5 protein-coding genes are annotated in these 14653 nt (G+C 72.8%); 2 read left to right on the top strand and 3 right to left on the bottom strand.

Annotated features, from left to right (window positions below; genetic code table 11):
• Positions 1-28: 28 nt before the first annotated feature.
• The gene (locus BM436_RS20475) at positions 29-940 is read right to left on the bottom strand and encodes an RNA polymerase sigma-70 factor (protein WP_093557383.1); all 912 of its coding nucleotides are present in this window, start codon (positions 938-940) and stop codon (positions 29-31) included.
• A 49-nt stretch (positions 941-989) separates the two neighbouring features.
• The gene (ypfJ, locus tag BM436_RS20470; RefSeq protein WP_093557382.1) at positions 990-1868 is read right to left on the bottom strand and encodes a KPN_02809 family neutral zinc metallopeptidase; all 879 of its coding nucleotides are present in this window, start codon (positions 1866-1868) and stop codon (positions 990-992) included.
• A 185-nt stretch (positions 1869-2053) separates the two neighbouring features.
• Between ypfJ and BM436_RS37145 the strand changes: the two genes are divergently transcribed.
• The gene (locus BM436_RS37145; protein WP_093557381.1) at positions 2054-11866 is read left to right on the top strand and encodes a two-partner secretion domain-containing protein; all 9813 of its coding nucleotides are present in this window, start codon (positions 2054-2056) and stop codon (positions 11864-11866) included.
• 100 nt (positions 11867-11966) lie between these two features.
• Here the strand turns inward: BM436_RS37145 and BM436_RS20460 are convergent, their stop codons facing one another.
• Entirely contained in the window at positions 11967-12575 is a 609-nt protein-coding gene (locus BM436_RS20460; RefSeq protein WP_093557380.1) for an IMPACT family protein, read from the bottom strand.
• Between the two features lie 78 nt (positions 12576-12653).
• Between BM436_RS20460 and BM436_RS20455 the strand changes: the two genes are divergently transcribed.
• Positions 12654-14615 carry a helicase-related protein gene (locus tag BM436_RS20455; protein ID WP_093557379.1) on the top strand — a complete coding sequence of 654 codons (1962 nt, stop codon included), beginning with the start codon at positions 12654-12656 and terminating at the stop codon, positions 14613-14615.
• The last annotated feature ends 38 nt before the right edge of the window (positions 14616-14653 follow it).

Here is a 14653-nt window from a genome sequence, read left to right as displayed (position 1 = left end):
GGGCTGTGCCTTAAAGCAACACCGCCCCCTACAGCGTTTGCGGCACGCCCGCCAGCTTGTCCGGATTGCGCACCGCGTAGATGCCGAGGATGCGCGAGCCGTCGGTGACGATGCACTGCACCGATTCCAGCTTGCCCGCCACGTAGCGCAGGAAGCCGGGTTCGCCGTTGATGGTCGCCGCCCGGTACGCGACCTGGCCGGGGAACTTGTCCACCATGCCCGCGTACAGCTCGACGATGCGGTCGATGTCGCGCACGATCTCCATGAACGACGGCACCTTGCCGCCGCCGTCGCCCACCAGCTCGATGCTCTCGGCCAGCAGCGCCTTGATGGCATCGCGCTCGCCACTGCGGGCGGCGTCCATGAACCTGGCCAGCAGGCTGCCGTGCGCCTCCTTCGGCACGGTGAAGCGCGGGCGCTCCTGCCGCACGCGCTCGGCGGCGCGGTGCACCATCTGGCGGCAGGAGGCCTCGCTCTTGCCCAGCACCTCCGCCACTTCCGCGTAGTCATGGTCGAACACCTGGCGCAGCAGGAAGGCGGCGCGCTCCTCCGGTCCCAGCCGCTCCAGCACCCACAGGAAGGCCACCGACAGGTCGCTCGCCATTTCGGCGGCCGATTCGGGCGTGCGTTCGTCCAGTTCCACCAGGGGTTCCGGCAGCCACCAGCCGATGTAGGCCTCGCGCTCGGCCTTGGCGGCGCGCAGGCGGTCGATGGAGAGCCGCGTCACCACCGTCACCAGCCAGGCCTCGGCCGACTGCACGCCGGCGTGCTCGGTGCGGTCCCAGCGCAGCCAGGCGTCCTGCACCACGTCCTCGGCGTCGGCGCGCACGCCCAGCATGCGGTAGGCGATGGCGAACAGCCGCGGACGCAGCGCGGCGAAGGCCCGCAGGAAGGTTTGCTCTTCAGGAGGCGGGGAAGGAGGAGGGGGAGGGGCACTCATGGCTGCTATGGGCTCCGGCGAAAAAAGGAGCCCATAGTGTGCCAGAAGATCAGAGCTGGCGTGTCTTGAAGGTGTCGCACTGGGCGGCGTCGCCCGTTTCCACGCCGCGCTTGAACCAGCGCACCCGCTGCGCCGAGGTGCCGTGGGTAAACGAGTCCGGCACCACCTGGCCTTGCGACTGCCGTTGCAGCGTGTCGTCGCCGATGGCGGTGGCCGCGTTCAGCGCCGATTCGATGTCGCCCTGTTCCAGGATGCTGCGCGCCTGGTTGGCGTGGAAGGCCCAGACGCCGGCGTAGCAGTCGGCCTGCAGTTCCAGCCGCACCGACATGGCGTTGCCCTCGCGCTCGGAACCGCGGCGGCGCGCGTTTTCAACCTGGTCCGACACGCCGGTGAGGTGCTGCACATGGTGGCCCACCTCGTGCGCGATCACATAGGCCTGCGCGAATTCGCCCGACACCTTGAAGCGCTCCTGCATCAGCCGGTAGAAACTCAGGTCGATGTAGACCTTCTTGTCGCCCGGGCAGTAGAACGGCCCGGCCGCCGACTGCCCGGTGCCGCAGGCGGTGGGCGTGCTGCCGGAGAACAGCACCAGCTTGGGCCGCTCGTAGCTGGCGTTCTGCGCGCTGAACAGCTTGCCCCACACGTCCTCGGTGTCGGCCAGCACGGTGGAGACGAATTTGGCCTGCCGGTCGGACGCCGGCGGCGCCGGGGCGGGGCCCTGCTGCACCTGCGGCACGGGGCCGCCGCCGCCGCTGAGAAGATTGAGCATGGTGAGAGGATTGACGCCGAACACCCATGAGCCGATCAGCGCCAGGATCACCGTGCCGATGCCGATCGAACGGCCGCCGAAGCCGAAGCCGCCGCCACCGCCGCCACCTCCGCGCCGGTCCTCCACATTGTCGCTTTCGCGATTGCCTTCCCATCTCATATTGGCCTCCGTTATTTGTTGCGACTATACCCGGCATGCACGATGGAAGGCGCTCCCGTGGCGGCGTTGTTGCAAAGTGTTGAATGATGTAAATTTTCTATGCAATCCGTAATTTGTTGACCGATAATAAGTTAGGCGGGGTGTGCCCAGGCCTATTCAATAATAAAGATCAAAAAGTCACCATCATGAGCGCCAAAGCCCCCCAGTCCAGGCTGTGCCCCGTATCCATCATCATGCGTATCGGGCGCCGCCGCCTGACGCTGACGTGGCGGCCGCCGCGGCGCGTGCCGCGCCTGCTGGAGCGCTTGCTGATCTCTTCCTGGCGGGCGATTTTCGGCGCGGTGGCGACGGCCGCCGCCGGAGCGGCCCCCGCGCTGGCCGCGCCGCCGGCCCTTCCGGCTCAAGTGGCCCAACTCGCGCCGGGGGCCCTGCCCACCGGCGGCGCGCTCGCCGCCGGGCAGGCCGCGATTTCGCAGTCCGGCAATCGCATGAACATTGTCCAGGGCAGCGACAAGGCCATCCTCAACTGGAACACCTTCAATATCGGCAGCCAGGCCTCGGTCACGTTCCAGCAGCCCGGCGCCAATTCGGTCATCCTGAACCGGGTGGGCTCGAACGAGCCTTCCCAGTTGCTGGGCAGCATGTCAGGCAACGGCAAGGTGTGGCTGATCAACCCGGCCGGCATCATGATCGGGCAGGGCGCGACCATAGACCTGCACGGTTTCGTGGCCAGCACCCTGGCCGTGCACGACGCCGACTTCCTGGCCGGCAGGATGCGCTTCAACGCCACGCCGGACGCCGGCGCGGTGCGCAATTACGGCGGCATCGCCACGCCCTCCGGCGGCAGCGTCTACCTGGTGGCGCCCAACGTTGAAAACCACGGCATCATCCGCGCGCCGAACGGCGAGGTGATACTGGCCGCCGGCGCCAGCGTGGAACTGATCGACACCGCCACGCCGGGCGTGAAGGTGGAATTGACGGGCGCCGAGGGCAACGCCACCAACGTGGGGCAGGTGATCAGCGAGGCGGGCCGCATCGGCATGGCCGGCGTGCTGGTGAAAAACAGCGGCGCGCTCAACGCCAGCGGCGTGGCGCGCGAGGGCGGGCGCGTGTTCCTGCGCGCGGCGAAAAGCGCGACGGTGGACGGCGCGGCCTCGGTCGCGGCCACCGGAACGAAGGGCGGCGCCATCGAAGTCACCGGCGAGCGCGTGGCGCTGCTGGACAGCGCCACGCTGGACGCCTCCGGCGCCACCGGCGGCGGCACGGTGCTGATGGGCGGCGACTACCAGGGCGGCAATCCCGCCGTGCGCAACGCGCAGGCCAGCTACGCGGCGGCCGGGACGGCCATCCGCGCCGACGCCACCGCCAACGGCGACGGCGGCAAGGTGGTGCTGTGGGCAGACGGCGCCACCGCCGCCCATGGCGCCATCTCGGCGCGCGGCGGCGCGCAGGGCGGCGACGGCGGGCTGATCGAAACCTCCGGCAAGCGCATGCTCGACATCGGCCAGGCGGCGGACGCCTCCGCCGCCAAGGGCAAGGCCGGCACCTGGCTGCTGGACCCGAACAGCGTGACCATCAAGGCCGGCGTCGCCGACGCCAAGGTGGTGTTGCTCGATCCCGCCGCGACGGGAGATTTCAACACCACCGGCGACGGCGCCGTGATCTCCATCGCCACCATCCAGACCGCGCTCAACAACGGCACCAGCGTCACCATCACCACCAGCGCCGGCGGCGCTGAGGACGGCGACATCACGCTGGCCGGCGCCATCGCCAAGACCGGCGGCGCCGACGCGGCGCTGTCGCTGCTGGCGCACCGCGACATCAAGCTGGAGGGCAGCGCCGCCATCTCCTCCAGCGCGGGCAAGCTGGATGTGAACCTGCGCGCCGACGCCGATGGCGACAAGGCGGGCGGCATCCTGGTCGAAAGCGGCGCCACCGTCGCCACCAACGGCGGCAACATCACCTTCTCCGGCGGCGCGGATGGTGCCGGCTACGCCTCCAACGCCGCCAACGCGGGCGGCGCCGGCATCCGCGTGCTGGGCAGCCTGAACGCGGGCGCCGGCTCCATCACCATGCGCGGCGCCAGCGCCGCCGCCAGCGGCGTGGAGCTCGCCGGCGGCACGCTCGCCGCCACCGGCGGCATCCACATCACGGACGCCGCCTCGGCCAGCGGCATGGTGGTCAACAATGGCGGCATCGACGCCGGCGCGGGTGTGATCACGCTGGTGGCCGACAAGATGGCCATCGGCTCGGCCCTGCAGGGCGCCGGCGGTGTGCTCAACATCCGCCAGCACACGGCGGGCACCACGATAGGCCTGGCCGGCGCGGCCGGCTCGCTGAGCCTGAGCGCGGCCAACTTCGCCACCATGTTCAGCGACGGCTTCAGCGCGATCAACATCGGCGATGCCGCCAGCGGCGCGGTGACGGTGGGCGCGCTGGCCTTCAACGACGAATTGAAACTGGCCTCCGGCGCCGGCGTGGCCAGCACCGCGACAATGGCCGGCACGGGGGCGGGGCTCAGCATCGCGGCCGGCGGCACGCTGGAACTGGCTGGCGCGCTGTCGGTGGACGGCAACCTCAGCTTGAAGTCGGGCGCCGCGCTGACCATCTCGGACGCGCTGGACGTGGACGGCAACGCCACGCTGGCGGCCGGATCGGGCGGCATCGGCCAGTCCGCCGGCTGGAAGGTCGGCGGCATGCTGGACCTCGCGGCCGGCGCCGGAGCGGTCACGCTGGTCCACACCGGCAACCAGTTCAACGGCGTGAAGGTGTCCAACTCGGGCGCCAACAACGTGGCCCTGCGTTCCACCACGCCGATGGCGCTGGATGCGCTGACGGTGGGCAGCGGCACGCTTTCCGTGTCCGGCGCGGCCATCTCGCAGACGGGCATCATCACCCAGGCCGCCGGCGCCGGCGCGGCCACCTTCGCGCCCGGCGCCGGCAACGCCGTGGTGCTGGACCAGGCCAACCAGTTCACCGGCCCCGTGGCGCTGACCGCCAATGGCGCCGCCGCCACGGTGCACTCCGGCGGCGCCCTGGCGCTGGGCGACGTTTCGGTCGCCAACGGCGCGCTGACCATCAACGCCGCCGGCGGCGTGACGCAGGCCGGAGGCACGGCGCTGAGCCTGGCGACGAACGCCACGCCGGCCATCACGGTCGGCAACGGCGCCAGCGTGCTGCTGGCCAATACGGGAAATGCATTCAGCAACGCGCTCACCATCGCCTCGGGCGGCACGCCCGTCGCCATCAGCCTGTACTACGGCGCGGGCGGCGCCTACGCGCAACCGACCCTGCCGGCCACCATTGGCGGCGCGCTGACCATCGCGCGCGAGGGCGGCGCGCTGTCCGTGGGCGGCCTGCCCGCCGCCGGCGGCGACATCACGCTGCGCACGGTGACATCGGGCGCGATTTCGGCGGGCGCCATGGCCAGCACGGGCGGCGGCATCACGCTGAACTCGGCCTCGAACGCCATCACGCTGGTCGGCGGCGCCATCACGTCCACGGGCGCGCAGGCCTACACCGGCGCCGTCACGCTGGCCGGCGACACCACCATGTCCGGCTCGGACGTCGCGTTCTCGTCGACGCTGCGCAGCGCCCTGGCCAGCAAGCTGTCCGTCACCGCCAACGGCGCGGGCGGCGGCGACAACGTGGAATTCGGCGGCGTGGTGGGCGGCGGCGGCCAGGCCCTGGGGGCGTTGACGGTGGCCGGCAAGGCCGCGCTGGCGGGCTCGGTGACCACCACCGGCGCCCAGTCCTATGCGGGCGAGGTGACGCTGTCGGCCAACCCCACGCTGACGGCGGGCGGCGCGCTCGGCCTGACCGGCGGCGTGACCGGCTTCGGCGACGGCCTGCCGCACAGCCTGACGCTGTCCGGCGCGGGCGGCACCACGCTGGGCGGCTTGATCGGCGGCCTGACGGGCCTGGCCACCAGCGGCGCGGTCGCCACCGCCGGCGCCAGCATCGCCACGCCGTGGACCAACACGGGCACGCTGGCCGTCACGGGCGGCACGCTGCAGGTGGGACAGGGCCTGGCGCAGTCGGGCGCGGTCACGCTGGCCGGCGGCGCCAGGCTGCAGCTGACGTCGGCGACGGAGGAGGTCTTCGACGGCGCCATCGGCGGCGCCGGCAACGTCATCAAGTCCGGCGCCGGCACCACGCGCTTCAACGCCGTCAACAACTACACGGGCGGCACGTCCGTCACGGGCGGCACGCTGTCGGTGGGCGCGCTGGGCGGGCTGACCGCGTCCAGCATCACCATCGGCCCGCTGGGCACCCTGGACCTGGGCGCCGATGTCGGCACCAGCGGCAGGCTGACCAGCAGCGGCGCGATCGGCGGCTCCGGCACGCTGACTGCGGCACAGGGCTACACGCTCAACGGCGGCACCGTGTCCGCCAACCTCGGCGCCGGCACGCTGACGCAAGGGGCGGGCAGCACCACGCTGAGCGGCGCGTTCGCGGGGAACACCGTCAACGTCAACGGCGGCACGCTGACCGTGTCCGGCGCCAACCGGCTGGCGTCGTCGGCGGCCGTGACCATCGGCGCCGGCGCCACGCTGGCGCTGGGCGCGGACAACACCGTGGCCAGCGTGGCCAGCGGTGGCGACATCGGCGGCGCGGGCCTGCTGACCGCGACCTCCGGCTTCACGTTCAGCGGCGGCGCGGTGTCGGCCAACCTGGCCGGCGGGACGCTGTCGCAGCAGAGCGGCTCGACCACGCTGGGCGGGACCTACGCGGGCGGCGCGGTGGCCGTGAACGGCGGCACGCTGGCGCTGGGCGCGGCCGACCGCCTGGTCGACACCGCCGCGCTGACCATAGGCGCGGCTGGCACGCTGAAGATGTCCGGCGCCGACACGGTGGCCAGCTTCACCAGCGAGGGCGCGCTGTCCGGCAACGGCACGCTGACCTCCACCACCGGCTACACCCTGAACGGCGGCGCCGTCACGGCCAATCTCGGCGCAGGCACGCTGACCCACGCCGGCGGCGCCACCACGCTGAGCGGCACCCACGCGGGCAACGCGGTGGACGTCGCCGGCGGCACGCTGACACTGGGCGCCGCCGAGCGCCTGGCCGACACCGCCACGCTGACGGTGGCCTCGGGCGCCACCTTCAACTACAGCGCCAACGCCGAGACGGTGGCCAGCATCGCCGCCGGCGGCACCGTGACCGGCAGCGCCACGCTGGTCGCCACCTCGGGCACGACGCTGACCGGCGGCGTGGTGAACGGTGTGCTGGACGGGGCGTTGACGGTGGCCGGCGCGGTGACGCTGAACGGCAGCTACGCGGGCAAGGCGCTGACCGTCTCCAGCGGCGCGCTGACCTTGGGCGCGGGCGAGCGCGTGGCCGACACCGCCGCCGTCACGGTGGCCGCCGGCGCCACGCTGGACACCGGCGGCTACACCGAAACCATGGGCAGCCTGGCGCTGTCCGGCGCGCTCACCGGCGGCGGCACCGTGCAGGCGGCGGGCGGCTACACGCTGAACGGCGCCACCGTGTCGGCCAACCTGGGCACCGGCACCTTGGCGCAGGCCGGCGGCGCCAGCACGCTGTCCGGCACGCACGCGGGCGCCGTGGTGAACGTCAGCGGCGGCACGCTGACCCTGGGCGCGGCCGAACGCCTGGCCGACACGGCCGCCGTCACGGTGGCCGGCGGCGCCGCGCTGGACATCGGCGCGGCCGAGACCACCGCCAGCCTGAACAACTTCGGCGCCACCACCGTCACCGGCGCGCTGACCCTGGGCGCGGGCGCCTCGACCAACCAGGCCGGCGCGGTGCTGGAGATCGGCGGCGCCGGCGGCCAGGTGCTGCTGGGCGCGGGCGCCTCGATGGCCAACGGCTCGGGCGGCACGATCCGGCTGACCGGCACGCACGCGGCGCCGCTGTCCGGCGGCGCGGGCCTGGTCAGCGCCGGCAGCGTGGTCAAGACGGTTGCAGGCGCGCAGACGCTGTCCATCGCGGCCAACGAGGTCACCGGCGCCATCGCCGTCCACAACGGCACGCTAGTGCTGTCCGGGCTCACAGCCAACACCAACAGCGGCTCCATCGCCATCGCCGGGGGCGCCACGGTGCAGGCGGGGGGCGGCGCGCTGGTCAACAAGGGCACCTTGCTGGGCAACGGCACCGTGGTCGCCAACGTCACCAACGCGGGCGCGCTCGCGCCGGGCGGCACCGGCACCATCGGCACGCTGAGCATCACGGGCGACCTGGACACCTCGGCCGGCCTGATCTACACCGAGCTGACCACGCCGGTCTCCTACGACCAGGTGGTGGCCAGCGGCACGGTCACCGTCGGCGCGGGCACCACCATCAGCCGCAGCGACCTGGCCGCCGCGTATTCCGCCGGCGACGTGTTCGACGTGCTGCGCAGCGGCGGCGCGGCGATCGCCGGCGCGCTGCCCGCCGTCAGCGGCTTCGCGCTGTCCAAGGTCAGCCCCTCCTACCACGCGGTGCGCCTGGCCGCCGTGGCGTCGGACAATTACTGGACCCGCAACACGGGCGGCGTCTACACCTCCGGCCTGTGGAGCGACGCCGCCAACTGGCAGGCCGGCCTGCCGACGGCTGCGCAGACCGTGCACATCGCGCGGCCGGACACCCTCACCGTGACGCTGAACGGCGCCTTCGGCCCCACCTCCGTCGAGGGCCTGGAGCTGGGCGCGAACAGCACGCTGGCGCTGACCGGCAACGCCGCGCTGTCGCTGGGCAGCGCGGCCACCACGCTGGCGGGCAAGATCGACATCGGCGGCGGCAGCTCGCTGGTCAAGCTGGACAACGCCGGCCTGACGCTGGCCGCCACCGGTGAAATCTCCGGCCGGGGCGCCATCGGTTTGAGCGGCGGCACGCTGACCAACCTGGGCAAGGTCAGCCCCGGCGCGGCCGGCGCGGCCGGCACCCTGACCATCACGGGCAACTACACGCAGGGCGCGGGCGGCAGCCTGTTGATCGACGTGGCCGGCGCGGGACCGGGCCAGGCCGACAAGCTGGCCGTGTCCGGCGCGGTTGCGCTGGACGGCAACCTCACGGTGGCCCCGATAGGCGCCTACGTCCCGGTGGCCAACGCGAACATCGCCGTCGTCACGCAAGGCGGCGGGCGCACCGGCGTGTTCTCCAGCTTCACCGGCGCGGCGGGCTACCAGACCGGCTACTCGCTGGCCACCGGCGAGGCGGCGCGCATCGATTACCTGCCGGCCGCCACAGCCTATTTCAGCAACGCCTTCGGCACCATGAACTGGAGCGACGCCGCCAACTGGAGCGGCGGCGCGCTGCCGGCCGCCGGCGACAGCGTGGCCATCGACGCCTCGCTGCCGGTGCAGTACGCGGGCGGCGCGCAGACCGTGGCCGCGCTCGACCTGGGCGGCGCGCTGGCCGTTTCCGGCGGCGCGCTGACGGTGACCGGGCCGACCAGAATCGACGGCGCCATGACGCTCTCGGGCGACGGCGCCCAGGCCACGCTCGGCGACCTGTCCGGCGCTGGCCGGCTGACGGTCGACGGTGGCGCGCTGACGCTGGGCGGCGCGTCTTCGGCCATCGGCGCCTATCGGCAGAACGGCGGCGCGGCGAGCCTCGCCGCAGGCACGCTGACCACGGCCACCTACGCGCAAACGGGCGGCACGCTGAACGGCGCGGCGGCGGCCGGGCTGACCGTCACCGGCGCCTTCAGCCAGACCGGCGGCGCCATCACCGGCGCCATGGGCACGGTGGACATCACGCAGACGACCGGCGCGCTGACGCTGGGGGACATCGCGGCCAACACGCTGAAGGCGTCCACCGGCGCGGGCGGCCTGTCGCAGCTGAGCGGCACGGCGCTGGCGGTGCAGCGGCTGGAGCTCGCCACCTCGGGCGCGGCCATGCTGGATGGCGCCAACACCATCGCCGCCGTGCGCGGCGCGGCGGGCGGCGCCTTGTCGGTGAACGGCGTGGCGGCCGTGGACGGCGCGCTCACCGCGCTGGGCGACCTCGCCCTCAACGCGGGAGCGGGCCCGCTCGCGATCAACGCGGACGTGGCGTCGAACGCCGGCAACGTGGCGCTGGTGGCCAACGAAATCGACGTGTACAACGGCAGCGCGGTGCGCTCCGCCGGCGGGGCGGCCAATCGCGTGAGCGTCAATTCCTTCGACGCGGCGCGGCCGATGGCATTCAGCTCGCTGGCCGGCGAGGACAGCGGCGACGGCCTGCTGCTGAATGCGCGCGACATGGCGGCCTTCGCCACGCCGAACCTGGTGCTGGGCGACGCCGCCCACACCGGCGCGATGACGCTGGCGGGCGGCGGCGTCGTCGCCGCCCCGGGCGTGACAGGCACCGTGAAGTTCGTCAACAACGGCGCCTTCGGCCGGAGCGGCGGCGAAACCATCACGGCGAACGGCCTGGATATCTCGGCCAGGAACGGCATCGTACTGACGGGTGAAAACCACGTGGCCACGTTCGCGGCGGCCAACGGCGGCGCGGGCCACATCGCGTTCACCAACATCAGCGGAGTGGGCACGCTCGGCCTGGGCGCCATCGGCAACACGGGCGGCGATATCGTCATCGACAACACGGGGGCGCTGGCGGCGAACGGGCCGGGGGCGATCTCCGCGTCCGGCGCCGTGAGCCTGACCGCGCGCAGCCCGCTGACCGTGAACACGGCCATCACCAGCGGCGCGGGCATAGGCCTCACGGCCAGCACCAGCGTCACGCTGGGCGCGGCGGCGCGGCTGACCAACACCGCCAGCGCGCCGATCGCGATGCTGGCGCGGAACGGCAACGTGGTGGTGGACGCGGCGGCCTCCGTGGACAGCGGCGGCGGCGCGATCACGCTGCGCGCGGAAGGGCCCACCGGCACCGTGGTGGCGCCCGCCGGTGCCTTCGCGGGCGCCACCCCCGTCATCTCATCGACCTTGTTGGACAACGCCGCCGCCGAAGCCGCCGCGAAAGCGGCCGCCGAAGCCGCGGCGGCGGAAGCGGCGGCGAAGGCCGCGGCGGACAAGGCGGCCGCCGATGCGGCCGAGGCCGCGGCAGCGGCGGCCGCCAAGGCGGCGGCGGAGAAGGCGGTGGCAGACGCCGCCGCCAAGGCCGCGGCGGACGCGGCGGCGAAGGCGGCCGGCGACAAGGCCGCCGCGGAAGCCGCCGCCAAGGCAGCGGCCGACAAGGCAGCCGCCGACGCCGCCGCCAAGGCCGCGGCGGAGGCGGCGGCGAAAGCCGCGGCCGAGAAGGCGGCAGCCGATGCCGCCGCCAAGGCGGCGGCCGACAAAGCCGCCGCCGACGCGGCGGCGAAAGCGGCCGCCGACAAAGCCGCCGCCGACGCCGCGGCCCAAGCGGCAACCGAAGCCGCCGCCAAGGCCGCGGCCGAAGCGGCGGCCAAGGCGGCGGAAGAGGCGGCGTCCAAAGCGGCGGCGGAAGCCGCGGCCAAAGCGGCGGCGGATCAGGCCGCGGCCGAAGCCGCCGCGAAGGCCGCCGCCGACAAGGCAGCGGCCGACGCCGCGGCCAAAGCGGCGGCGGAACAGGCGGCGTCCGAGGCGGCCGCGAAAGCCGCGGCGGAAGCGGCCGCGAAGGCGGCGGAATCCGCGGCCAAGGCGGCGGCGGACAAGGCCGCGGCCGACGCGGCCGCCAAGGCGAGCGCCGACGCCGCCGCAAAAGCCTCCGCGGCCGCCTCGGCCGGGGAGGCGGCGCGCCAGGCCGCCGATCTGGCGTCCAAGGCCGCCAGCGGCGCGCAAAGCGGCAAATCGACGCCGGTGGAAGCGCCGAAGCCGGAACCCGCCGCCACGCAGACCGCCACCGCGACGACATCGGCATCGTCAACGACCACCGCCCCGGCGGCCACGATGCTGGCGCAGGCGTTCGAACAGCAAACCGTGGGCGGCGGCGACAACAGCTTCGGCGGCGCCACGACCGGCGACGCCTCCGCGTCCGCCGCCAAAGCCGACGAGAAAAAGGACGACAAGGACAAGAAGGAAGAGAAGAAGGACGAGAAGGCGGATGGCCAGAAGCCCAAGAAGGAAACCCGGAAAATCGCCGCCTGCAAATAATCCCCGCCGCCCGCCACTGCCGACGCCGCTTCGGGGTCAGGCCCCAATCGGCGTCGGCAGTGGCGGTATTGCGCGGACGTAACGCGGTCGCGAAGCCGCGTCAGTCTTGGCCGGCTTCGTCCTCGTCCTCCAGCCAGCCGATGCGCCCATGGCCAGCTTCGCCCAGCCGTGCGACCAGCGCGGCGGCGTCGCCCTCGGGCAGGCTGAATTCCACTGTCACCAGGTCGCCGTGCGCCACTTGCAGCAGCGCGGCGCCGGCCAGTTCGATCTCGCGCCGCACCAGCCCCTCCAGCGCGTACGGCGCCGTGCAGCGCAGCGCGCGCAGCTTGACGATCGCCACTTTCTCCGCCTTCAGCAGCGCCTGCGCCACGCTGTCCGTGTAAGCCCGCACCAGCCCGCCCGCGCCCAGCTTCACGCCGCCGAAATAGCGCACCACGGTGGCCAGCACGCCCTCCAGGTCCTGGTGCCGCAGCACGTCCAGCATGGGACGGCCGGCCGTGCCGCTGGGCTCCCCGTCGTCCACCGCGGCCGACTGTCCGCCCGCCAGCAGCGCCCAGCACACGTGCGCCGCGCCGGGATGGCGCGCCCACAGTTCGGCGACCACCTTCTGCGCCGACGCGCGGTCCGCCATCGGCTGCACGCAGGCGATGAAGCGGCTTTTCTTGATCAGTAGTTCGCTGTGGACGGGGGCGGTGATGGATTGCGGCATGGGCGCGATTGTACCTTGCCCGCTACACGCCCGGGAACGGCGCGCTATACTCGGGCCGAGTTCACTACGCCATCCGCCATGACCAGCAACCACTCCGCGCCCGAGCACGAAAGCGACGACGACCAACTCTGTTCCGAACTGGGCCTGCCCGCCCGCGGCATCCACCTGGTGAAGATGGAGGGCCGCGTGTTCCTGCGTTTTTCCGGCGAGGTGCGCGACGCCGGCCTGACGGTGCCGTACGAGCTGGTCCCGGCCCAGGGCGTGCTGGCCAAGCCGTCCAAGTGGCGCAAGATGGACCGCGAAACGCGCCTGGACCTGCTGCGGGAACGCTCCGGCGAGCGGGCCGTGCGCGAACTGCACGACGGCGCCGCCGCCTTCGTGCGCGAGCTGGCCGGCGAGTGCGAGGACTACGGCCTGGACGCCATGACCTTCCTGCGCACCCTGGAGGACCTGCAAACCTCCGAGCCGGCCGGCGTGGTGTTCGACCGCGTGCGCCAGCGCCTGGAGCACGCGGTGGAACGCCAGCGCGAGGAACGCCACGCCGAGCGCACCAAGCAAAGCATCAACCTGGCCGAATACCCGGCCTCGTTCGAGGTGGCGCGCCGGCTGCCGCGCAAGTTCATCGCGCTGCTCGGCCCCACCAATTCCGGCAAGACGCACCGCGCCATCGAGGCGCTGGCCAAGGCGCCCAGCGGCATCTACCTGGCGCCATTGCGCCTGCTGGCGCTGGAGAACTACGAGCGCCTGCAAGGCTTCACCGCGCACGGCAAGCCGCTGGCGGTGAGCCTGGTCACGGGCGAGGAGCGGCGGGTCGTGGAGGGCGCGACGCACGTGGCCAGCACGGTGGAAATGCTGGACACGCGCACGCTGGTGGACGTGGCCGTGATCGACGAGATCCAGATGCTGGCGGACCGCGACCGCGGCGCCGCCTGGACCGCCGCCGTCTGCGGCGCGCCCGCGCGCACCGTCTACCTGGTGGGCGCGCCGGAGGCCAGGCGCGCCATCGAGGCGCTGGCCGAGCGCCTGGAATGCCAGCTGGAGGTGCATGTGCTCAAGCGCAAGGGGCCGCTGTCGGTGGAGGCCACGTCCGTGCGCAAGCTGAAGAACATCCGCCGCGGCGACGCGCTGATCGCCTTCTCGCGGCGCGATGTGCTGATGTGGCGCGACATGGTGACGGAGGCGGGCCTCTCGGTGGCCACCGTGTACGGCAACCTCTCGCCCGAGGTGCGGCGCGCGCAGGCGCAGCGCTTCCGCGACGGCGCGGCCGACGTGGTGGTGGGGACGGACGCCATCGCGATGGGGCTGAACATGCCGATCCAGCGCATCGTCATGACCAGCAGCGTCAAGTTCAACGGCTACGAGGAGGAGGAGATCCCGGCCGCGCTGGCGCGCCAGATCGCCGGCAGGGCGGGGCGCTACGGCATCCACGAGGAGGGCCTGGTGGCGGGCTTCGACGACGAGACGCACCAGGTGATGCGCGCGCTGCTGAAGGAAAAGCCGGCGCCGCTGAACACCAGCGGCTTCTCGGTCGCGCCGACGCTGGAGCACCTGCACCGCATCGCCTCGGTCACGGGCGAGACCTCGCTGGCCAAGCTGCTCAAGCGCTTCGTGCACAACATCGACGTGCCGGACGGCTTCTTCTATCCCCGCATCACGGAGGACCAGAGCGGCCGCGCCGAATGGCTGGACAGCCTGCCGCTGTCGGTGGCGGAGAAGTTCACCATGTCGCTGGTGCCGATTTCGGGCAAGGTGATGTCGCTGCAGAACGCGTGGGAGCACTGGGCCATTTCGCTCTCGCGCAGCAAGCCCACGCGGCTCGACCCCGAGCGCCAGCCGCTGCACCATCTCGGCCTGCACGAGGTGGAGGACACCTGCCGGCTGTATTCGGCCTACGCGTGGCTGGGCTACCGCCTGCCCGAATACTTCCCCGACATCGCGATGGCGCAGGATTTGTCGCGCCAGGCCTCCGAGCGCGTCGACACGCTGCTGCAGGACCAGAACGCCGCCACGCGGCGCCGGCATTCGAAGAAGTTCCGCTAGTGCTTCGCCTTATAAAGCGCACCGCGCTGGCGGCGCGG

This window comes from Pseudoduganella namucuonensis, from assembly GCF_900116645.1.
Taxonomy (GTDB): Bacteria; Pseudomonadota; Gammaproteobacteria; order Burkholderiales; family Burkholderiaceae_D; genus Rugamonas; species Rugamonas namucuonensis.
This window is presented reverse-complemented; position numbering and strand designations above follow the sequence as displayed.